Genomic DNA, 24,195 nt, shown 5'->3' with positions numbered 1-24,195 from the left:
GGATGAGATTGTTTGCATAAATTTGTTTATCCAACGATAAACGGAGGTTAGTTATATGGGTAGCAACAGAAAACATATTCATGACGATCATGCTCATTGCGCTCATCATGCTCATCACCATCATGGGCATCATCATGGTCACCATCACCACACACACAATACGGAGGGAAATATTTTACTGGCATTCTTTCTGAATCTGGGATTTGCTTTAATCGAACTTATCGGAGGCATTCTGACCGGAAGTATAGCTATCCTTAGCGATGCTCTGCATGATTTCGGCGATTCGATTTCTTTGGGCGTTGCCTGGAGGCTGGAACATCTGGCTAAAAAGGGCAGAGATAGCCATTACAGCTATGGTTATAAAAGATTTTCCCTGTTGGGTGCCATTTTCATTTCAAGTGTTCTTATCATAGGTTCCGTATTTGTTATATATGCCAGTATTCAGCGATTGATGGCTCCGAAGGAACCGAACGTACAGGGGATGGTTATTTTGGCTGTTGTTGGAGTTTTGGTCAATGGTTTTGCTGCTTTCAGGCTGAGCGGTAGCCACTCTTTGAATGAACGCTCTGTCAGATTGCATATGCTGGAGGATTTGCTTGGCTGGATTGCCGTGCTGATTGTCAGCATCGTTATGCTCTTTTGGAATGTCCCGATTTTAGATCCTTTATTGTCTTTGGGCATTACGGCATGGATTCTTTACAATGTTTATTTCAATATCCGGGATTCTTTTAAGATTTTGTTACAGGGGATTCCTTCGGATGTGGATGTCGATAAAATTGTTGGCGAAATACAGGAGATCGAACATGTTATCAGTTTGCATGATATACACTTGTGGACTTTGGACGGGGAAAACCATATCATAACCATTCATGTGGTGTATGACAGCAATGCTATATCGACTCCCGTACATTTATTCGAATTGAAAGAAAAAGTGAGAGAGCGACTGACAGCGTTCGGGCTTAAACACGCCACCATAGAAATGGATCCGATGGGTTACAGCTGTCATATGGAAAACTGTTAACTCTTTATTCTCTTTCAAACCATTTTTATATTCTCTCAATCTTTTCAGAGCGATAGCGATGCTCTGTCTTTTTTAGCCACTACTATATATTTATTACCTTTGGATACGGTTAGCGGTGATTCTGTCTCATTGCGGGATTTCGATTCTGAGCTATATGACCGTTGTTGACTGTTAAATTTATAATCCATTATTGGAAGAAGATAATACCATTATTTTATACAAGGCATAAATAAAATCTGATCTTATGGATTGGTTTACAAATCTTTTTATGGGCACGGGAACAGCCCATTCTATTTTTTTATTGGCAATGACGATATCCATTGGTATTTTGATGGGTCGTATTCGTATTTTCGGGATATCGTTGGGCGTTACGTTTGTTTTATTTGCCGGCATTCTATTCAGTCATTTGGGGATGACCATGAACCCGGAATTATTACATCTGTTTCAGGAATTCGGGTTGATACTCTTTGTTTATTCTGTAGGATTGCAAGTCGGCCCCGGTTTCTTCTCCTCATTGAAAAAAGGAGGTCTTAAGCTTAATCTTACGGCGTTGGGGGTTGTATTTCTTGGTGTATTTACCACCATTGCGCTGCATTATGTTACGGGTGTGGATATGGCAACTATGGTTGGCGTACTGAGTGGCGCCGTGACAAATACCCCCGGATTGGGTGCAGCCCAGCAGGCTTATTCCGATGTAATGGGCTCCATGAATCCCAGTATTGCTATGGGGTATGCCGTGGCCTATCCTTTGGGAGTTATCGGTATCATTATGACAACGATCGTTTTACGTTATATCCTTCGCATCAATCTAAAGGAAGAACAGAGAAAACTCGAAAACGAGGATGAAGATTCTGCACAGTCTGCCATAGCATTGTCTCTGGTTGTCAAGAACCCTTCTCTTTTCGGGCAGAGCATAGCGCAGATGAATAAGAATCTTTCGAATTATTCATTCGTCATTTCTCGTCACTGGAATATTCAAACCAATAAAATTACCGTAGCTTCTTCCCAAACCGTACTGCATGATGGAGACCGTATTTTTGTTATCACCACGGAGCAGGATCATGAGTTTCTGAAAAGTTTTGTGGGAGAAGAAATGGATCTGGACCGGAAAATGTGGATACCGACCGACTCAAAGCTGATCAGTAACCGTTTCGTTATCACTAATAAGGAGTTGAACGGTAAAAAACTCGGTAACCTGAAACTTCGTCAGTTGGAAGGGGTGAATATAACCCGTGTAAACAGAGCCGGTATAGATTTGGTGGCCACACCTAATATGCCGCTGCAATTGGGCGATAAGCTTACCGTAGTCGGCAGTGAAGCTGCCATGCCGAAGATAAAACAGATACTCGGAGACTCTGTCAAACACCTTCACGAACCTAATTTGATCAGTATTTTCTTCGGTATAGCTTTGGGTATTCTTTTAGGCAGCATTCCGTTTGATGTGCCGGGCGTACCGCAGTCCGTTAAATTAGGGTTGGCCGGCGGTCCTCTCATTGTGGCCATCATAATGGGGCGTTTCGGGCATACTTGCCACATCGTTACTTATACGACCCAGAGTGCCAATAAAATGTTGCGGGAAATCGGTATCACGCTTTTCCTTGCATGTGTGGGGCTGAATGCCGGAGGTACTTTTGTGGAAACCCTTAACAATGGCGGTTGGGTCTGGGTCGGTTATGGCGTGGTCATTACCGTTCTTCCTTTATTGATTATGGGGATTGTGGCTGTTAAGATTTTGAAGATCAACTATTACACGTTGATGGGACTTTTGGCCGGGAGTACTACCGATCCTCCTGCTTTGGCCTATGCAAATGTCACGTCTCAGAACGGCGCACCCATGATCGGATATGCCACGGTTTATCCTTTGACTATGTTTATGAGGGTGATTACAGCCCAGTTGCTCATTTTGCTTTACTGTGTCGCATAAATAAGCGATACCGGCAAAATCCTTTTCCGCATCGATGAGGAAAAACAGCTTTACATTCAGGCATTTTAGCGTCAAGCAAGAGCACAATGCCATGAAAGTGGGCATGGATGGTGTATTGCTCGGGGCTTGGGTAAAAGCTCCGTGTGAAATATGCGACATCCTTGACGTAGGAACAGGAACAGGGCTTATAGCCTTATGTCTGGCTCAGAGATATGCCGGGGCACACATTACCGCTGTCGAAATAGACCGGAGTGCAGCAGAAGAAGCTGCAGAGAATGTCGCTTTGTCTCTATTTAAGGATCGAATACATGTTGTATGTGCCGATTTCCTGGAGTTGCCGGCATCTTTCCGAAAATTCGATTTAATTGTCAGTAATCCGCCGTATTTTTCCTGCGGTATTTCTGCTCCTGAGAGGAATAGAGCCATAGCACGCCACGATGAAAGCATGCCTTTGGGGCTTTTCTTAAAACAAAGCCGTAAACTGCTTAAATTGCATGGGCGTATTAACCTTATCCTTCCGGCAGACAGGTTGGAAGAGATGAGACAATATGCTGTTCTCAATGGTTTGGGACTTGAAAAAGTTTGTTGGGTCTATACGTCTGCTTCGGATATACCTAAAAGAATGATTTGCGTACTTGCTCCTCTTGTGGAATTACCTCCCATACAGGTTGAAGAAACTCTTTTTCTGACAGATGAGACGGGCAGACGGACAAAGGAATATCATGATTTAGTTAAGGAGCTCTATATAAAATAAGAGCCTCAAAGCCTGAAGTTTCGGATGTTTATCTTATATGGTTAAGACAAACAAATATCAATTAATTATCTTTGTATCTAATTAGAATCCATTGATATTTAGAATAATAAATTATTATGAAACCAACTTTATATGTGTTGGCTGCCGGTATGGGTAGCCGTTACGGAAGTCTTAAACAATTGGATGGCGTGGGGCCGAGCGGAGAAACGATTATGGACTATTCTATTTATGATGCTGTCCGGTGCGGATTTGGTCGTGTCGTTTTTGTAATCAGACGTTCTTTCGAAAGAGATTTTCTTGATAAAATAGTTTCTAAATATAAAGACCTTATTCCTGTTTCTATCGTTTTTCAAGACTTGGATAATCTTCCGGAAGGTTTTGTTTGCCCGGAGGGGCGTGAGAAGCCGTGGGGAACCAATCATGCCGTGATGATGGCCGAGGGTGTGATCGATGAACCTTTTGCCGTAATCAATGCGGACGATTTCTACGGGCGGGAGAGTTTTGAAGTGCTGGCCAATGAATTGAAAAGGCTTGAAGGGCATAAAAACGAATACTGCATGGTAGGGTATCGTGTAGGCAATACGTTGAGCGAGAGCGGCACCGTGGCACGCGGAGTTTGCGAAGTTAATGAGAAAGGATTCCTGACCGGCGTAGTCGAGCGTACTGCAATCGAAAGGAATAAGGAGGGTGTAATCAGTTTCAAGGATGAGAACGGACGTGAACGACATCTTGAGGAGAATACACCGGTATCTATGAATATGTGGGGCTTTACTCCGGATTATTTCGAGCACAGCACAAGGATGTTTGTGGATTTCCTTAAAAAACATATTGACGAACCTAAGGGAGAGTTTTATATTCCGTTGGTGGTGAATAATCTGATTAACGAAGGAACAGCTACCTGTAAAGTATTGGACACTCCTTCCAAATGGTTCGGTGTTACTTATGCCGATGACAGACCCGGAGTGGTAGAAAAGCTGAACCGATTGGTAGAGGCGGGCGAATATCCGAAAAAACTTTTTTAATGGCGACTGTCCGCACATTCTTCCGATGGCGGATGAGTTTAACTTCAAACTATAAAACCAATGAAAAAAACAATCTTTACTGTATCTGCCCTGGGGGCTGTTTTGCTTTTGGGAGCGTGTGGCGGTAATGCAAAAAAAGAGACGGCAGACCGCACGGTTGTTCCGGCCATAGATTTGACAGCTATGGATACAACCATCAGACCACAAGATGACTTTTATATGTATGCCAATGGCAACTGGATTAAAAATAACCCTCTTAAACCGGCGTACAGCAGATTCGGCTCTTTCGATATTTTGAGAGATACCAGCACGGCTCGTATTCATCAGATCGTGGAAAATCTTGCAAAATCCGACTTTTCAAAAGGTACTGACGAGTATCGTATTGCAGTACTCTACCGTCAGGCAATGGACAGTACCACCAGAAATCAACTTGGTGCTAAACCCATTATGGATCATTTGAAAGAATTGTCTGAGCTGAAAGATAAGGTTGAAATCATAAAATATGCTGCGGATCGCGATAACGAAGGATACGGTACACTTTTCGGATCTTATGTTTATGCAGATGCAAAAAACAGTGATTTGAATGTATTTCATATTTCTCAAACGGGTTTAAGTTTGGGAAATCGTGATTACTACGTTCAAAAGACTCCGGAGAATGAGAGTATATTGAAAGACTATACCGCTTATATAGAGAAAATCGTGAAGATGGCCGGTTATGACGATGCCATGGCCAAGAGAGTTGCGGAAAACAATCTCAAAGTTCAAAAACAGTTAGCTCAGTTTTCTTATAGCAGTCAGGAGTTACGCGACACATACCGTAACTATAATATGCTTAAACTTTCAGAGTTGATCGACAAGCAGGCCGATTTTGACTGGAAGCTTTATTTTGATGAACGGGAATTGAAACTCGACAGTTTGAATGTAGCCCAACTCGATTTCTTTAAGGAATTTGCCGTTTGGTATAAGAAGGTGGGTATCGAAGAGTTGAAAGACTGGTTGCTGGCAAGTTATATTGACGACAATACCGGTTTTTTGAGTGACGATTTTGCTCAGGCAAGTTTTGATTTTTACAGCAAGAGGTTGAGAGGGCAGGAAGAAATGAAGCCACGTTGGGAGCGTAGCGTCGGTCTTGTGGAAGGTATTTTGGGACAGGCTCTCGGAAAAGTTTATGTGGAGAAATATTTTTCACCCGAAGCCAAACAACGTATGTTAGACCTCGTTGGAAATCTGCAAGTAGCTCTTAAGGAGCGCATCGAAAGTTTGACATGGATGACCGGTGCCACTAAGGAGAAAGCTCTTGAGAAGTTAGCCAGTTTTGTTGTTAAGATAGGTTATCCGGACACTTGGAGAGACTTCTCTTCGATGGATATAGACGCCGGCAAGAGTTACATAGAGAATCTCAAAGCAGCCAAGGCTTATTGGCAGGAAGACAACATCAAACGTCTTGGTCAAAAAGTAGACCGTGATGAATGGTTGATGAACCCGCAGACCGTGAATGCCTATTACAATCCCAGCACGAATGAAATCTGTTTCCCGGCCGGTATTTTGCAACCTCCGTTCTTCAATGTGGATGCCGATGATGCGGTTAATTATGGTGCTATCGGTGTGGTTATCGGTCACGAGATGACACACGGATTTGATGATCAGGGACGTAATTTCGACAAGAAAGGCGATCTGAATAACTGGTGGACCGATGAGGATAGCAAGAAGTTTGAAGAATCTACCAAGGTTCTGGTTAATCAGTTCAATCAGATTATCGTAGCCGATGATGTACATGCCGATGGTGCGCTTACTTTGGGTGAAAATATTGCAGATCAGGGTGGATTGTTGATCTCCTATGCAGCACTCCAAAATGCACTGAAAGGCAAAGAAATAGAACCGATTGACGGATTTACGCCTGCTCAAAGATTCTATATTGCGTATGCAAGGATTTGGGGACAAAATATCCGAAAGGAAGAGATACTCCGCTTAACCAAACTGGATGTTCACAGTCTCGGAATGTGGCGTGTGAATGCTACCTTGAGAAATGTTGAAGATTTTTATAAGGCTTTCAATATTCAGCCGGAAGATAAAATGTATCTTGCCCCGGAAGAAAGAGTTGTCATTTGGTAATTGATTCCTTTCCGAGGCATAAGTTCTAATTTAAGTATATGATAGAGGCTGCTCACTTTTTGCGGGCAGCCTCTGTTTCATTCAGTATGATGAGATTTCGAATGGAAATCTTTGTTATTGAGGTCCGTTATAATTTACTGAGCTTTGCAAACTTCAGCATCATTTTCTTTATACCGTATTCATTGAAGTTTACTGTTGCCCGCGCATTATCTCCTTCTCCCTCCAAAGCATTGATTGTACCTATCCCGAATTTATTGTGCATAACGGTATCTCCCACATTCAAGCTGCCTATAGAGTCATACGAACGTAGCGTGTCATGCTCGCTTCTGGTACCTACATGTATTTTTTGCCCGGAACGACCGGGGCTTTTGGAGGGCGATTTTTTATCGAAATTTTGCAGGTATTTGTCCGAAGCTGCCTGAGGGAAATCTGTTGGTAGAAAATCTCCGTGTTTTCTGCTGTGCGGAGATCCTCGCATCGTTCCGTACGGGTCTATCATACTGTCTCTTGTGCGTTCGATTAGCGTGGGACTCAGTTCTCCCAGGAAGCGGCTTGGTCTCATAATTTCCAAAGAACCGTTTCTATACCGTTGTCTGGCATAACAAATACGGCACTTTTTTCTTGCGCGGGTTATAGCCACATAGAAAAGACGTCTTTCCTCTTCCAATTCCGGTGGCGTCGTGCACAAAGCCGATGGGAATAATTGCTCTTCCAGTCCTAAAATATAAACATGGTCGAATTCCAGCCCTTTGGCCGAATGTATTGTCATTAAAGTGACAACATCTTTTTGGTCGGCCTGCTGTGTGTCCTGATCCGTCATCAAAGCCACTTCCGACAGATAATTCTGAAGGCTTGGCACCTGCTCGTTTTCTGTTATCTTAACCTGGTATTCGTCTATGCTGTTAAGTAACTCCTTGAAATTTTCCTGACGTTTTAATCCCTCCGGTGTGTTATCGCCCAATATATCTGCTGCCACACCACTTTCCGAGATGATATTCCGTGCTATTTCAGAGAAAGAGATCTCTTCGGAAGCCTTGTCCACAAAATTTCTAATCAGTTCATGAAATGCCGTAAGTTTTTTGGCTGTAGCTGCATTTACCGGAACTTGTGAAATGTTTTCCGAGGAGGTTTGTTCGTAAAGAGATCGGTTTTGATTCGTTGCAGTTTCTTTTAATCGATTGATCGTAACATCGCCAATACCCCTGCGCGGATAGTTTATTACCCTGCTGTAAGCCTCGTTGTCAGAAGGGTTTACGGCGAGTTTCAGATAGGCGATAACATCTTTTATCTCTTTATAGTCGAAAAAAGCATGTCCGCCGTATATTCTGAAGGGGATACGCATACGCCTGAATTCCTGCTCGATAATGCGACTTTGGGCATTCGTGCGGTATAAAACAGTACATTCGGAAAAAGGCAAACCTTTACCGGCTTCTCGTTTGATGCAGTCGGCAGCCCATTCCGCTTCTGCATCGGCTGTCAGAGCTTCGTGTATTTGGATCAGTTCCCCCGTTTCATTTTCGGAATAGATTTCTTTCGGTATTTGGGCTTCATTGTGGCTGATCAGGGAATTTGCCACTTGCACGATCGTTTGAGTGGAGCGATAGTTTTGTTCCAGCTTGAAAAGTTTCGTTCCTTTGAATGTTTGCTGAAAAGTCAGGATGTTACTGATGTTTGCCCCCCTGAAAGAGTAGATGCTTTGGGCATCGTCTCCAACCACAAAGATATTTCCCGTTTCACCCATAATTTGGCGTGCGATCATGTACTGAGCAAAGTTCGTATCCTGATATTCGTCGATGAGCAAATAGCCTGTGTGTCGTTTAACTTCCTGCAATACGTCCGGATGATCTCTGAGCAAAATATTGGTTTGAAATAACAGGTCGTCAAAGTCCATGGAATTGTTTTTCTTCAACTCCTCCTGATATATTACGTAGATTTCACCGATACGCGGTACATGAGACTGCGTATTGTAGATGGAAATTTCTTTATTCGAAAGGTAAGCCTGTGGTGATAGTAGCCTGTTTTTCGCGTTCGAAATCCGGTTTGCTACGACATTCGGTTTATATGTTTTATCGTCAAGTTCTAATCTTTTGATAATCGCTTTTACCAGGTTCTTACTATCGGTCGTATCGTAAATGGAGAATGATGCCTGATACCCCAAACGATCGGCATAAGTACGCAATATTCGTGAAAAAACAGAGTGGAAAGTACCCATCATGACCTGGCGGGCTGCTGCTCCGGCATGGGTATATATGCGTGCCCTCATTTCCCGGGCTGCTTTATTGGTAAAGGTCAGAGCCATTATTTGAGAGGGAGCATACCCCAAATCTATTAAGTGGAGTACCTTGGCCACCAGTACACGGGTCTTTCCGCTTCCTGCACCTGCAATAACCAGCGCAGGGCCTCCATCGTAAAGGACGGCTTCTTTTTGTGCTTCGTCTAACTCTTCTATATATGAGGGGTAAAAAGTATTCATTTTTATTTAATAGAACTCAGTTTCTCTCTAAGGATTTCCAGAGCTGCGGGGTCTTCGATAACATCCTGTAAACTTTTAAATAAAGAAAGGACTTTTTGATCCGGGCTTTTTTCAATCTTTTTCTCGATCGAACTTATGATGTTATTTATTCCTAATATGTGAGGTATAGCTACCTGTTCGATATTTTTTATAACACCCGAGTTAATCGGAAATATCGTGTGCCGTGTTTCCGGGGGTAGGTTAGACCCGTTGTCTTTTAATGGGAATATAGGTCTGTAAGTATGTATGAACTTGTAAAACGGTCCGATGATAAAGGGACTGATATGTTGCAGTATCGAACTTAGCTGAACAGGAGTCAGATAGGCCATTGTTTCTATGTGCATATAAAGGTGATCTATGGACATCCTTTTTATACCCATTGAGAGAGGGTCTCTCCATTCTTTCAGGCAATTTGCTTTGTCTATATAAACGAATTCCGCACTCATTAAACCGGCTGTTACCCGGTTTGTAAATTCGGATACGGTAATGATTTCGGCCTGATTTTCCATGCCGGGAAAAAATTTCTTGAAACTTGTCCATTCTTTCACATGTGCATCATTTTCAAGAATAATCAGGCCGTATTTATTACCCGATGAGTGGGCAAGGATTACTTCGGCCAGTCTTAGGATGAATAAAGGAAAATATTGTTCGGGCGGGGAAACGATTAAGCCGAAACCGTTGAATATGATTTTATATAATTCGGACTCCAGCTCTTGAGTGATGGAGTGATTCTCGGCCAACTCAAGAGTGGTACGCAGCAGAGGAACTCTATGCTCCGGATATTTATCTGTAATCTGCTTTTCCCATTTTCTCTTTATCAGCTGGCTTTCCACAACCTCGTAGACATCGTCGTAACAGCGAAATGTGTTTGATATGGCTTGTGCTCTCGACACAATTTCGGGTAGCAAATCGTACTTGTTTTCAGGCAAAATATAGTTTTCGTCAAAGTAGTACTCTGCCAGGCGCAAGAAATCTTTCTGTTGTGTTTCTCCGATTCTGAACTTAATAGATCGTCCGCCTTTATAACTTACGTATATGGATGAGTAAGGCGGGCTATACTGCATCCCGGCCCAAGGGTAGCCGTCTACATGCTCTTGCAGATAGAGAGTTACGGCTTCCAGATGTTTACATGTTCCCAATCCGTTTGTTCTGAAATCCAGACAGGAGCAAAAGTTCCTGTCGCTCAAAACGCCTCTGAAAGCCACACGATATCTGCCGTTATTGCTTGTAACCATATAATCGCCCCAGATACGGTTGTCATCCAGGTGTTGAACGTCGAATTTCGATTCCAGGGCATTTTCTCGCCTTAGCGCTATCTGCCATTCCTCTATGGTCATTCCATCGGGGCAGATTTTGTTCGATAGTTTGTTTTCTTTATTCATATTTTTCACGATTATTAGTCAACTTTTGAATTCTTTCCAATTCTTCTTTTACAAAAGGAGCTGTCAGGCTTTTTGTGCAGTGTATAAGTTCTTCCGGCGTTCCGTTAAAAATAATTTTCCCGCCTTTTTCTCCTCCTTCCGGTCCGATGTCGATGATATGGTCTGCACATTTGATTACATCCAAATTGTGTTCGATTACGATAACCGTATTGTTTCTGTCTACAAGCCTGTTCAGAATTTTGAGCAACATGCGGATGTCTTCGAAGTGCAAACCTGTAGTCGGTTCATCCAGAACATATAAAGTTTTGCCGGTATCTTTTTTACTCAATTCCGAAGCAAGTTTTACTCTCTGGCTTTCACCGCCGGATAAGGTGCTGGAAGGCTGTCCCAATTTGATATAACCTAAACCGACTTCTTTTAGAACCGTTAGTTTCTTGAGAATTGCAGGTACATTCTCAAAAAAATCAATCGCCTTGTTGATTGTCATATCCAGAATGTCTGCAATGGATTTCCCTTTATAACGAACTTCCAACGTTTCACGATTGTATCTTTTTCCCCGGCACACTTCACAGGGGGTATATACATCCGGAAGGAAATTCATTTCCAGTTTTTTATACCCGTTTCCTTTACACTCTTCACATCGTCCGCCTTTTACATTGAAAGAAAAACGCCCCGGTTTGTATCCTCGTTGCCTGCTCTCCGGCAGAGAAACGAAAATATTTCTGATATCGGTAAAAAGACCGGTATAAGTGGCCGGGTTGCTACGTGGTGTACGTCCTATGGGCGATTGGTCTATCGATACGATTTTATCGATATTTTCAAGACCGGATAAACTCGAGTAAGGAAGCGGGTCCTGTAATGAGTTATACAGTTTTTGGCTGATTGCAGGATATAAAGTGTTGTTTATCAGAGAGCTTTTTCCACTTCCGGAAACGCCTGTTACACAGATAAATGTGCCGAGCGGGATGTTTAGCGTAACGTTCTTCAGATTATTTCCCGAGGCTCCTGTCAATGTAAGGGTTTTTCCGTTTCCTCTTCTTCTCGTTTGCGGTACGGCAATCATCTTAATATCATTAAGATAGTCCGCCGTCAGCGTTTTTGCTTTGTCTAACTCTTTCGGATTACCGGCAAATACCACTTCTCCTCCCAGTCTTCCGGCTTCAGGTCCCATATCGATCAGATAGTCGGCATTGAGCATCATGTCTCTGTCATGCTCCACTACGATAACCGTATTGCCGATATTCCGGAGATTTTTCAGCGAGTGCAGCAGACGCATGTTGTCGACAGGGTGGAGCCCGATGCTCGGTTCGTCCAGTATATATAAAACTTCCACCAACTGGGCTCCGATTTGAGTTGCTAATCGAATACGTTGACTTTCGCCTCCCGAAAGGCTTTCGGCTGTTCTGTTCATGGTCAAATATCCCAATCCTACATCCAGCAGAAAGTCGATGCGCGTGCGTATTTCTTTCAGAACTTCGGTTGCTATGGCTGCCTGCTTTGTGCTGAGTCTTTGCTCTATGTTTTCGAGCCATGCCCTCAGGTTGTTGAAATCCCATCGGCTTATTTCTCCGATATTTTTTCCATCGATGAGATAATGAAGCGCTTCTTTGTTCAGCCGGTATCCATTGCACTCGGGGCATGGCTGCGTTTTCATGAATTTCAGCGCCCATTTCTCAGCTGTTGCAGAGGATTCGGAGCTTTCTGCCAGTTGTACGATATAGTTTCCTATACCATTGAATGTGGATGGGAATGAACTGCCCCCCAGACTGTCTGCTTTCAGGATTAACTTTTCAGAGCTGCCATTGATGATGTCGTCTATCAATTCTTCCGGCAACTCTTCAATAGGATCTTTAAGCGATTTTCCGTAACTCTCGCACAAAGCATCCAATTGCCAAAAGATCATAGAGTTCTTATAGCGTCCCAAAGGTTCTATACCTCCCTGATAGATACTTAGTTTTTTATTGGGGATGATACTGTCTATGTCGATGATGCTTACTTCTCCTAAACCTTTACATTTATGACAATATCCGTTGGGGTTGTTGAAAGAAAAATTATGTGGAGCAGGGTCACTGTACGAAAGACCTGTTTCGGGGCACATCAGAGATCTGCTGTAAAAACGGGATTCGGCAGTGTCCATATCTGCCACCAGCATAACCCCGTCGCCTTCACGCATAGCCATGCGGAGGCTTTCGCCCAATCGTGTCCGGTTTGCCTCGTTAACCGTCAGTTTGTCGATCTGTACATCCACGCTGTGGATTTTGTAACGATCCAGTTTCATTCCGTGGACAATCTCCTGTATTTCTCCGTCTACATTAACTGTCAGATAACCTTTTTTTCTCAAACGCTCGAACAGTTCCTTATAGTGTCCTTTTCGCTGCTTGACGACCGGAGCCATAATTCTCACTTTCTTTTTATCGAAGTGTTTGCAGATGGTTTCCAGAATTTCCGTTTCGGTATATTTGACCATAGGTAATCCTGTTTTCCAGGAGTAGGCAATTCCTGCACGGGCATAAAGCAATCTGAAATAGTCGTAGATTTCGGTTACCGTGCCGACGGTCGATCTGGGATTGCGATTTGTCGTTTTTTGTTCTATTGAAATAACCGGTCCTAATCCATTGATTTCTTCCACATCGGGTCTTTCCATCCCTCCGCCCAGAAATCCGCGAGCATAGGCTCCGAATGTGTCTATATATCGTCGTTGTCCTTCGGAAAACAGTGTATCGAACGCCAAACTGGATTTCCCGCTACCGCTCATACCGGTGATAACCGTCAGAGAATAGCGTGGAATGGTTACGGATATATTTTTCAGATTGTGCACTTTGGCACCATAGACTTCAATAGATTGCATAATTCGTGTAAAATAAAAAAATATACAGAATTTATGAACAGGGTAATAAATGCTCCATTATTTTCTAATAAATTTAGTAATAAAACCTATATCAGATATATTACGATACTATTTTTATGTTAATTCGACGTAAGGCCATGTATTCAATACCTGTTAAAGGTTATTGTCTTTCTGTTTCATCTTACTTTTTCATTCGATGAGAATGCTTCTCAAAGAGCTTTTTTCAGACCTCATCTATGGGAAAGATATCCGGCTTTTAAGTGCGGTTATCTGTCTGTCTTTATGCTTTTAGATATTCAACAAGGTAATAAGCGGGTTTTAGTTAAAACAGGATACGGAAATTCTCTGCCTGATGGTTGAAAATTCTTAGCGCAAAGGATTTTCAACGAAGTTAACTTGAATAAAAATCCGTCAGGCAGAGAATTTTCAACCATCAGGCAAAAGATTTTTGAAAAACTTCCTGAGCTTATTGTCCTATGGGAGGAAAGGCGTTTTCAGGACAAAACAAAAAGGCTGCAGCAATTTAATGCCACAGCCTTTTTGTTAAAAAAGAATGTATTTCTTAGAAAAACAGCATATCGTTGCCGATCTTCGTATAATCTTTATCCGATGCCATCTTGAATGAAACCGAACCGTCATTCCAATAAGTCGGCCATCCGCCTGTTATGGCTCCCACCCAAACGATTTTAATGGGATGCAAACCGGCTTTGAGAGCACGACTGCTGTCGTGACGGCTGAACTTCTTTACTTCATCTCCGTTGTCAATCAGTTTTACCCCATCGATCCAGAATTGATCGTTGTTTGTGCTGAAGTAATAAACGCCATCTTTGGGAATCATAACATATCCGGTGGCAATAACAGCTTTACGTTTTACTTCATCTATGGAGTTTTTCATACCATCGTTGATGAGTTCATTAAGTCCTTTGATGACACCTTCCGTTCCCTTACTGTTTTCCGGAATGTCCATTGCCGTGTAGAAATCTCCCATAATCGTTTGAGTGTGCAGACCGGGTTTCTTGTTCTCTACTTCTACAGAGGCTGCCGGTTGCTGTTTCTCAAAGGTTATCGTTCTTACCTCGCTGAGTTTGCCGCTTGGGAGCACCGATGCCGTTTTAACAATCGTATTTTCCTTAATGGCAATCGGCTCTGTGTATTCGGTACTGTTGGCTGTCAACTCCTCTTCACCTAAGGCATAAACCATTTTGACAGGGCGCGTTGTTTTGAGCTCCAGCTTGGTCTCGTCTATGAAAGCAACAAAGTTGATGGATCCATTAGGTTGTTCGGGTAGAGGTATGTGATAATTCACTTTGTGATGATCCAGTCGAACAAAAGCATTATCAAGACGTTTGCAGAAGTTTTCGAAGTCTTTGTTCTTTTTCGCAGACCAGGTTACTTCAGCTAAAGCAATGGCTCTGGGATAGGCGCGATATTCCATAATCGGGGTGGTATAGAAATATTCGCTCCACAAATTGCACTGTGCTCCCATGATGTACTGATGCTTTTCGGCATTCAGTTTTTCAGGCAACGGTTCGTAGCTGTAAACTTTGCTGAGTGTGGAATAACCGCCGATAGCAACCGGTTCTATTTTGGAATCGCCTTGATAATGATCGATATACAAGCCTCCGCTGTTAGGAGTCATGATAACATTATGGTTCATGTTGGCCGCTTCGATGCCGCCGTCTTCGCCTCTCCAACTCATAACGGTTGCCGAAGGAGCCAATCCGCCTTCGAGTATTTCATCCCAACCGATCATTCGCTTACCATGTTTTTCCAGTATTTTTCCGGCTCTCTGAACGAAATAACTTTGGAGTTCGTGCGTGTTTTTCAGTTTTTCTTCCTGCATGCGTTTTTTGCAGTTCGGACAAACTTCCCAGCGATCTTTCGGACACTCGTCTCCGCCGATATGGAAATATTCGCCGGGGAAAAGGGGAGCCACTTCTGCGATGACATCTTCAATGAAAGCAAAAACTTCTTCTTTTCCGGCGCAATAAACATCGGGCTCGACACCCCAAATATTGCGCACTTTGAATTCGCGCGGGAAGCAAGCCAGTTCGGGATATGCCGTCAGTGCAGCCATTGCATGCCCCGGCATCTCTATTTCGGGTACAATGGTGATGAAATGTTTCTGTGCATACTCTACAACTTCTTTGATATCTTCCTGCGTATAGAAGCCGCCATATTCTGTACCGTCTCCTTCGATGCGTTTAGAGCCGATTTCCGTCAGCTTGGGATATTTTTTGATTTCTATACGCCAGCCCTGGTCGTCAGTCAAGTGCCAGTGCAGTCTGTTTATTTTGAACAGGGCGATTACGTCTATCTGGCGTTTTACATCCTCTATGGTCAGGAAGTGACGTGAGGGATCGAGGTGTACGCCTCTGTATTCGAAGCGAGGCTCGTCTTTAATGGAAACGGCAGGCATCTCCCATAAGATGGTGTCAATTCTGTTCGGGCTTTCGATTTCGGCCGGCAACAGTTGGAGCAGCGTCATTACGCCATTCCACAGGCCGTGGGCTGTCTTCCCGATGATTTGAACACTATTGTGTGTCGAATGTAATGTGTAACCTTCGTTTTTCAGTTCCAAATTTGCATCCAGAGCTAAATAGATACCGCCTTTGGGAGCTTTGTCTCCCTCTCGAACCGAAAGCTCGAGACCGGTGGATTTGCGCATCTTAGCAACAATAAATTCAGCAATGGTTTTAGCTTCTTCTCCATTAACCACAAAAGAGGTTGACTTCCCTAAAACGAAAGGTTTTTCACCTTCGACCTTGGTCAGTTCCATCGGTACGGGGATAACGTGTACCCCCTGATCGTATACGGGGAGTGTTTTTGTTTTCGGAGCTTTACATGAAAAAGCAACGAAAACGAAGAGAACTGCATAAAATGTAGTTAAAATAGTCCTTACATTCATTTGTTTTGATTTTATAAAATAAAGAGAAAGGGGCGCATCAACAGTTTAAGCCGATACGCCCCGGGATAAAAGTATGAGTTATAACCTGAGCTATAACCGAATTATTTACCATGCAAAGATGGGGAACTTGCTCATAAGCTCGTTAACCTCACCTCTGACAGTAGCTATAACATTTTCATCTTCGGGTGCGTGGAGTACGCGATCGATCAGTTCGACGATGGTTTCCATCATATCCTCTTTCACACCGCGGGTGGTAATGGCAGGTGTACCTACGCGCATACCGGATGTTTGGAAAGCAGAACGAGAGTCGAATGGAACCATATTTTTATTTACCGTGATATCGGCCAGCACCAAAGCTTTTTCTGCCACTTTACCTGTCAGTTCGGGGAATTTGGGACGGAAGTCGATGAGCATACTGTGGTTGTCCGTACCGTCAGAAATGATTTTATAACCGCGTTTGATAAATGCCTGAGCCAATGCTGCGGCATTTTTCTTAACCTGTACCTGATATTCTTTGAACGAAGGCTCCAATGCTTCACCGAAAGCGACTGCCTTGGCTGCGATTACATGCTCCAGCGGTCCTCCCTGTACGCCGGGGAATACTGCCGAGTTCAACAGAGCAGACATCATTCTGATTTCGCCCTTCGGAGTCTTTTTACCCCACGGGTTTTCAAAATCTTTACCCATCAGGATGATACCTCCTCTGGGGCCACGGAGAGTTTTGTGAGTGGTAGAAGTTACGATGTGTGCATACTTAACGGGGTTTTCCAGCAAACCGGCAGCAATAAGACCTGCCGGGTGGGCCATGTCTACCAATAAAATGGCGCCGATCTCATCCGCCAGCTTGCGCATACGTTTGTAGTCCCATTCACGGGAATATGCCGAGCCACCGCCGATAATCAGTTTAGGCTTTTCGATGCGGGCAATTTTCTCCATTTCATCGTAATCCACCATACCGGTGTCTTCACGCAGGTTGTATGCAACAGGGGTATAAATCAGACCGGAACTGTTTACAGGAGAACCGTGAGACAGGTGGCCGCCGTGTGCCAGATTCAATCCCATGAACTTATCTCCGGGGTTTAGGCAACACAGAAGCACGGCCATGTTGGCTTGAGCTCCACTGTGAGGCTGAACATTTGCGTATTCGGCTCCGAATAGTTTTTTCAGGCGTTCGATAGCCAGATTTTCTACTTCGTCCACCACTTCGCAACCGCCGTAATAACGGTGAGCAGGGTATCCTTCTGCGTATTTATTCGTTAGGCAGCTGCCCATGGCCTGCATAACCTGTTCGCTCACGAAGTTTTCCGAAGCGATTAACTCGATGCCTTTTGACTGGCGTTTGTGCTCTTTTTCAATCAGATTAAAGATTGCTGAATCTTTCATTTTAATTAGTTTAAGATGTTATGTTTTTTATTCTCAGTAATTCTTTTTGTTTATGTATCCTGACAAAGATAGCGAAATAGCTTTATTTTATACCTTCGTTCTTCCGTTCGTTTCGCCGGTTGTTTATAAAATCATAAGCTTTTTGGTAGTGGGTATAAAACTTTTTCCATTCTGCACAGCCTGCGAAACGTTGGCTTTCTTCTTTCAGCTTTTCAGGCGTACCGTATATGCCGGATACATAGTTATGAATATGATCGGCAATGGTTTCTACAGATAACGATTCTTCAAAATCCTTGCGTTCCACTACCTGAACGGCATTTGTCAAAGCTTTTTCAGGGTGCGTTTCTTTTTCTTTTATTGCCCATAGCCCGAAACCCGACAGATTTGTCGTAATGGTGGGAATGCCGAAAGCAATACTTTCCAGCGGTGTATATCCCCAGGGTTCGTAATAAGACGGGAATACGGTCAGATCTGCACCGATCAGCAAGTCGTAATACGTTTCATTGAAGATACCGTCCTGTCCGTTCAGATAGCATGGTACAAAGAATACTTTCAGTTTGTTTTCGGAGAGGTTATTTATACCGAGTCGGGAAAGTTGATTGATCACCTTGTCTTTATCCATCTCGTGCAGCCAGTGTGTAAGTACGGGATATTGCAGCGGTTCTGCATAGGGCTTTCTTTTGTTGGTTATCAAATATTTGAGATCTGCTCTCGGTTCGGCAACCCATCCGGGCACCAGCACGAAAGCGATAACCTGTTTTTCTCCATCGTATTTCTCTTTGTAACGATTCAGCGCATCAAGATATACGTCGATGCCTTTATTGCGATATTCGTACCGGCCACCCAGAGCGATGAAGAAAACATTCTTTTCATCTATTTTGCATCCTGTTAGTCTGTTTGTTACATCCAGGAGGTTTTTTCTTGCCAGATTTCGTTTTTTCGTATAATCCGCTCCTTGAGGTACGAAGTCCGGTTCAAATCCGTTGGGGGTGATCACATCCGGTATTTTGTCCAGCAATTGTCCGCACTCTATGGCCGTGAGATCGCTGACCGAGGAAAAGCAGTCTGCCTCATGCGCCGCTTTCTTTTCTACCGCGTGCTTGGCTTCCACATTCAGTTCCTGAGCCATCTGGTCGCCATTATATTTGTCCATATAAGCATAGAGGGCTTTACCATTGCCGGCAATCGAGCGTCCCACAGTTGTCGCATGGGTTATAAACATCGTTCCTAAATCCGGACAGTGTTTTTTCGTGTATAGCAATCCCATGGCTGTTTGCCATTCATTGAAGATGGCAATCCACTTTTCGGGGTAAGATTGATGAAGGTAATTGTAAAGACTGTGCATTACCCTTGCAGCCGCTACGCTGAAGAGCGATGTTTCATCGTAATCGCCGTAACCTTTTTCCGGTTGAATGCCATATTTTTCCCATATCTGAAAGTATATGGAAGCCTTATCTTCCCATATCGGTTTGAAGTCTATCAAAATAGCTGCCGGCTTACCCGGCACATCCCATCGCCCTGCAATAACCGGTGTTTTCAGCGTACAGGCCTTTTTTCCCATCCATTCTTTTAGCATGGTCGGGCATTCAGGGATAAAATCATCCGGCAGAGAATCTTCATCGGTATGGTAGGGGCCGAGAAAAATCACCTTTTCTCCGTGGATTTCTGTCATTTGACGTGCTCTTGTACTTAAAACGGTATAAATGCCGCCTATTTTGTTACAGACCTCCCAGCTTGTTTCTAAAATCATCGTTCAAAAGTTTTGATTTTGTTAAAATAATCGCCATACGAAAGCCACTATCACAGTTATCAGAACCCCCATGATGAGAGGCATGAAAGTGGCAACAGCAGTCCATTTTCTGCTACCTGTTTCCTTATATATAGTGTAGATGGTTGTGCTGCAGGGGTTGTGCAAAAGAGAAAAGAGCATGAGATTGACTCCTGTCAAAGTAGTCCACCCTCCGGCCAATAATAAAGCTTTGGTTTGGTTGATATTATCGGCGTCTATCATAACTCCGCTTTCGACATCCACGGGTATTCCTGCAGCCAAAACAGTCAGCATCAGTACTGTGGGGATAACAATCTCATTGGCCGGTATGGCCAAAATATAGGCCAGTAAGACAATGCCGTTAAGTCCCATTAACCATCCGGGATATTCGAGCAGATTTATCAGATGTTCGGCTATACTCGTACCGTTTATGCCGATGTTGCACGAAAGCCAGATAAAAGCCCCGGCGGGTGCGGCAAAGATAATGGCACGCCAAAGAACAATCAACGTGCGATCTATCAGAGAAGTATAGATTGTTTGCCAGAATTGCGGGGGACGGTAGGGGGGCAGTTCCAGATTGAAAGTGGAAACTTCGCCTTTCAGTACGGTTCGGGACAGTATCCACGATGACAGGAACATGAATCCGATGCCCAATAAAGCTATGGTTATAACTGCTCCCACACTTACCAGACCGCTCCATGTTTGTGGTACGATAGCTCCCAAAAAGATGGACGCAATCATGATTTGCGTAGGCCAGCGGCCATTGCAGAGAGAAAAATTATTTGTAATAATGGCTATCAGTCTCTCTCTCGGGCTGTCTATGATGCGCGTAGCCACAACGCCTGCAGCATTACAACCGAATCCCATACTCATCGTCAGGGCTTGTTTGCCATGGGCGCCCGAGCGTCTGAATAATTCGTCCAGATTAAAGGCAACACGTGGCAGGTAACCGAAGTCTTCCAATAATGTGAACAATGGAAAGAAAATAGCCATCGGGGGCAACATTACTGAAACGACCCATGCGGTAGAAAGATATACTCCGTCTATCAGTAATCCTGCAATCCAGCTATTCATACCTGCTGATAATGCCCCCGTTTTTAGCCAGGGATGAATCGTACCGACCAAAATATCGCTCAACCAGGCTGATGGATAGTTGGAGCCGATAATGGTTAGCCATAATACGATGCCAAGTAAAAACACCATAATCGGGAATCCCCACTTTTTACTCGTAACGATACGATCTATTCTCTGATCCATTGAAACGGAACTTTTCTTTCCGTCTTCTGCACGTATAATCTGTGCACATATTTTTGCAACGTCTGCATAGATAAATTCGGATAAACGGTCGTGGAAACCATCCCCGATGCTTTGTGCAGCCTTTTTCGCCTCTTCTTTCAGTTCTTCATCGGCAGCATATTGTTTCAAAACAGCCTTATCCCCTTCGATCATTCTGAAAGCAATCCATCTGCTGTTTGGCACTCCGGGGTTCTTTTCCATGATGGACTGTGTCAGAGCCGAGACGACTCTCTCAGCTTCTGCGGGCAATCCCCCTATACTGTGGGGGATGCAAGCTACACTTTGAGTAGCAATCTGTTCGATTGTTTTTAGTAGTTCGGATATGCCTTTACCCGAACGGGCACTTGTGCCAACGACCGGAACCCCAAGGATTTTAGAGAGTTTTTCCAAATCCACTTTGATTCCGTTCCTTTTGGCTTCGTCCATAAGATTGACGCAAAGGACAACTTTATTGGTTATCTCTAAAATCTGAAGCACAAGGTTCAGATTGCGTTCCAGTCGCATGGCATCCGCCACAATAACGGTTACATCAGGCTTACCGAAGAGGATGTGATCTCGCGCAATTTCTTCATCCTCCGACGTCGAAAGGAGAGAGTATGTCCCCGGTAAATCCACAATCGAATATGTGGCACCGTTATAATCGAAAGCTCCTTCTGCTCGTCCCACAGTTTTTCCCGGCCAGTTACCGGTGTGCTGTTTAAGACCGGTCAGGGCATTGAAAACGGTACTTTTTCCGGTATTCGGATTGCCTGCCAGAGCTATTTGATAACGTGCTTCGACGTTATCCTGATGTCTTTGTTTCAATTTACCCGAAACCGTTCTTTTTTCGCTCTGAGAGAGTTTTTTATCATTGTCTTTTGTCATAGAGGATTCAGAGATTGCGGGTCTATAAGAATATGTCTTGCCTGATCATACCTCAGAGCTATGCCTGAGCCTCTGATCAGATATGCATTCGGATTGCCCAACGGGCTTTGGAGGTAAATAGAGACTTTACTGCCTCTTACGAAGCCGAGATCCAGAAGTCGTCTTCTTGCAGATCCTCTGCAATTTACATCTATACCGCAGATTACGGCACTTTTGTCTTTCGGTAGACTTGTCAGCCTTTTGACGGCATCCGGCAAGAACGCGCCGTATATATCAGGCATATTGCTTTGAGGCAATACACTTGGATGTATAAAAGTCAGAGACATTGCTTCTCTTTTCGTTATGTTGAAAATTTCTCCCTGAAAGAGAAAGCCGATACCCTTGTCCTTGTTGTTCGAGATAATGCGTATCAAAGCTCCCGGAAAGAGACCGATGCCTGCCAGTTTGCTCAATATTTCGGCATTGGCATCGTCCAGATGGAGAATGCGCAGATATTCGTTAGGTTTCAGCTCCTCTATATTTAACCCGTTTTCAGGTTCAATGTTTGTATTTTCATTGGACGGAATAGGATCTCCGTGCGGGTCGATTTGCGGATTGTGTAATTTCTCCGATATGACTCTCAGTTCGTTCAGATTGACCCTGTGCTCCATTTGATGGGCGACCTTGTGCCATTCTGCAGGGCTATAACCCGAGTGTTCTGCCAGATATCGTTCGTAAAGTCGGTGTTTGCGTATCAATCCTAACGCATATTCTTTTCCCTGGGATGTGAGTTCTAAAGATGAAGATGAAACGAACCCTGCCTCACGCAGGATATCGATGTCTTTGTTTAGTTTCTGAACTTTCACGCCCAGCTTTTGAGACAAAGAGTCGATAATCGGTTTTGTTTCCTCATGCCCGGCGGCAATTTCGTGATAGAGATCTTTTATGATATCCTCCAAACGCTCTCGTTTTTTCTGAGAGCGTATATGTTTCAAGGGACCTTGTACGGAGATTTTTTCAGCCGAAGATTTTATCCCGGATTTTGGAGTATTGGTGCTGTTTATTAACCACCAAAGAGCCAAAATAATGATGATGGCCGTAATGATAATCCAACTCATAACTGCAGGCTGATGGTATGGATATAATATAAATATTGAATACAAATATAACAACTTCATACTTCTTATTGAGAAATCGTCGGATAACTGTTAGAACATTTTCTTTGGATGCGGAGCGGATAGAGAAAAAGCAGCAAGCGTATCGATACCCACTGCTTTTTCTTATTTTTAGTTTTATCTGTATTCCCTTGCTGACAAACTACACTTCTTTTTTGAAGAAATTCCTGCTGTTTGCCTGTGCCACGGGCATAACCACCATGTCGTTGATGCAGATATTTGCCGGTAAAGTTAATGCCGAAGCAATACATTCGGCAATGTCTTCTCCTTTGAGCGGGGTGAAACCTTTGTAGACTGCGTCGGCTTTGTTCCGGTCATTGTGAAAACGTATCAGAGAAAATTCTGTTTCTACGGCTCCCGGGCATATCTGTGTGACTTTGATACCGTACGGGAGCATATCGATACGCATAGCTTGCGACAGAGCATCTACCGCATGCTTCGTGGCGCAGTACACGTTACCGTTCGGGTAAACCTCTTTTCCGGCAATCGAACCGATATTGAAGATGTGCCCTTTGCCGCGTTTGATCATACCGGGACTGACCGTGCGGGTAACATACAGCAATCCTTTGATATTGGTATCGATCATCCGCTCCCAATCGTCCAACAAGCCTTCCTGTATTGGCTCCAGGCCGGCAGCCAGGCCGGCATTATTTACCAGCACTTCTATATGCTCCCACGGTTCGGGCAAATCTCCCAACGATTTTGCTACGGCTTGCGGATCTCTTACGTCAAAAATGAGAGGCAAAACATCTGTTCCTTTTGATATAAGTTGACGGGTAATATCATCTATACGGTCTTTCCGTCTTCCTGTGATAATCAGGTTATATCCCAATTCGGATAATTTGTATGCAGTGGCAAGCCCTATGCCGGAAGTCGCCCCGGTAATCAGGGCTATGGGTTTATGTGTCGTATTCATTTGGTTTAAGAGTGGGTTAATTATTGTATGAACAGTCAAATATAAAAAAGGGGCTGTGTCAAAATGAATTTTGGCGCAGCTCCTTTTAGTTTTGGTTTGTGGTTGGTTAAGCCACCGGTTTTAGCCTTTGAGGGATATTTTTGTGTTTTTCGAGGAGGTGGAAGCGCATGAGGCCGAGATTGAGGGTTGATATAGGTCTTTTGGGAGTGTTTTTCGCCTTTCGAGCAACCTTAGCACATAGTTTCTTCAGATTAAAGGCCATAGCTAGAAAGGCGAAGTCCATCTTGACCTGCTCTAAGCCCATATGTCTGAAACGCCGATACCCCATGTT

Annotated in this window: 15 protein-coding genes; 5 read left to right on the top strand and 10 right to left on the bottom strand. The window is 43.8% G+C overall.

Annotation, left to right across the window (positions count from 1 at the left end):
- Positions 1 to 55: 55 nt before the first annotated feature.
- From A3GI_RS0107030 to A3GI_RS0107010, 5 genes are all read left to right on the top strand, one after another.
- Positions 56 to 1,021 carry a cation diffusion facilitator family transporter gene (locus tag A3GI_RS0107030; protein WP_018360749.1) on the top strand — a complete coding sequence of 322 codons (966 nt, stop codon included), beginning with the start codon at positions 56 to 58 and terminating at the stop codon, positions 1,019 to 1,021.
- 244 nt (positions 1,022 to 1,265) lie between these two features.
- Complete coding sequence (locus tag A3GI_RS0107025) at positions 1,266 to 2,945, top strand: putative transporter (RefSeq protein ID WP_018360748.1); 1,680 nt, start codon at positions 1,266 to 1,268, stop codon at positions 2,943 to 2,945.
- 34 nt (positions 2,946 to 2,979) lie between these two features.
- Positions 2,980 to 3,699, top strand: a complete 720-nt coding sequence (locus A3GI_RS0107020; protein WP_018360747.1) for a tRNA1(Val) (adenine(37)-N6)-methyltransferase — start codon at positions 2,980 to 2,982, stop codon at positions 3,697 to 3,699.
- Between the two features lie 116 nt (positions 3,700 to 3,815).
- Positions 3,816 to 4,721 (top strand): glycosyltransferase family protein, encoded by a 906-nt coding sequence (locus A3GI_RS0107015; RefSeq protein WP_018360746.1) that lies wholly within the window; start codon positions 3,816 to 3,818, stop codon positions 4,719 to 4,721.
- Positions 4,722 to 4,781: 60 nt separating this feature from the next.
- The gene (locus A3GI_RS0107010; protein ID WP_018360745.1) at positions 4,782 to 6,833 is read left to right on the top strand and encodes a M13 family metallopeptidase; all 2,052 of its coding nucleotides are present in this window, start codon (positions 4,782 to 4,784) and stop codon (positions 6,831 to 6,833) included.
- Between the two features lie 127 nt (positions 6,834 to 6,960).
- Here A3GI_RS0107010 and A3GI_RS0107005 read toward each other — a convergent pair whose 3' ends face one another.
- The 10 genes from A3GI_RS0107005 to A3GI_RS11475 form a co-directional block, all read right to left on the bottom strand.
- On the bottom strand, positions 6,961 to 9,306 hold the full coding sequence (locus A3GI_RS0107005; protein WP_018360744.1) for an ATP-dependent helicase: 2,346 nt from the start codon (positions 9,304 to 9,306) through the stop codon (positions 6,961 to 6,963).
- 2 nt (positions 9,307 to 9,308) lie between these two features.
- A complete protein-coding gene (locus A3GI_RS0107000) occupies positions 9,309 to 10,727 on the bottom strand; it encodes an SWIM zinc finger family protein (RefSeq protein WP_018360743.1) in 1,419 nt (472 codons plus the stop codon).
- Positions 10,720 to 13,575, bottom strand: a complete 2,856-nt coding sequence (gene uvrA, locus A3GI_RS0106995) for an excinuclease ABC subunit UvrA (protein WP_018360742.1) — start codon at positions 13,573 to 13,575, stop codon at positions 10,720 to 10,722. Before uvrA ends, A3GI_RS0107000 begins: the two co-directional genes overlap by 8 nt.
- 562 nt (positions 13,576 to 14,137) lie before the next feature.
- Positions 14,138 to 16,483: a family 20 glycosylhydrolase gene (locus tag A3GI_RS0106990; protein ID WP_018360741.1), complete on the bottom strand. Its 2,346-nt coding sequence runs from the start codon at positions 16,481 to 16,483 to the stop codon at positions 14,138 to 14,140.
- Between the two features lie 105 nt (positions 16,484 to 16,588).
- Positions 16,589 to 17,866, bottom strand: a complete 1,278-nt coding sequence (gene glyA, locus A3GI_RS0106985; protein WP_018360740.1) for a serine hydroxymethyltransferase — start codon at positions 17,864 to 17,866, stop codon at positions 16,589 to 16,591.
- Positions 17,867 to 17,948: 82 nt separating this feature from the next.
- The gene (locus A3GI_RS0106980) at positions 17,949 to 19,616 is read right to left on the bottom strand and encodes a glycosyltransferase (protein ID WP_018360739.1); all 1,668 of its coding nucleotides are present in this window, start codon (positions 19,614 to 19,616) and stop codon (positions 17,949 to 17,951) included.
- A 21-nt stretch (positions 19,617 to 19,637) separates the two neighbouring features.
- Positions 19,638 to 21,794, bottom strand: a complete 2,157-nt coding sequence (feoB, locus tag A3GI_RS0106975; RefSeq protein WP_018360738.1) for a ferrous iron transport protein B — start codon at positions 21,792 to 21,794, stop codon at positions 19,638 to 19,640.
- Complete coding sequence (locus tag A3GI_RS0106970; protein WP_018360737.1) at positions 21,791 to 22,891, bottom strand: metal-dependent transcriptional regulator; 1,101 nt, start codon at positions 22,889 to 22,891, stop codon at positions 21,791 to 21,793. The genes feoB and A3GI_RS0106970 overlap by 4 nt, the downstream gene beginning before the upstream one ends.
- A 199-nt stretch (positions 22,892 to 23,090) precedes the next feature.
- The gene (locus A3GI_RS0106965; RefSeq protein ID WP_018360736.1) at positions 23,091 to 23,864 is read right to left on the bottom strand and encodes an SDR family NAD(P)-dependent oxidoreductase; all 774 of its coding nucleotides are present in this window, start codon (positions 23,862 to 23,864) and stop codon (positions 23,091 to 23,093) included.
- A gap of 106 nt (positions 23,865 to 23,970) precedes the next feature.
- The coding region (locus A3GI_RS11475; RefSeq protein WP_018360473.1) for a transposase at positions 23,971 to 24,195 on the bottom strand (225 nt) is incomplete at its 5' end.

This window comes from Porphyromonas macacae DSM 20710 = JCM 13914 (assembly GCF_000379945.1).
Lineage (GTDB): Bacteria > Bacteroidota > Bacteroidia > Bacteroidales > Porphyromonadaceae > Porphyromonas > Porphyromonas macacae.
This window is presented reverse-complemented; position numbering and strand designations above follow the sequence as displayed.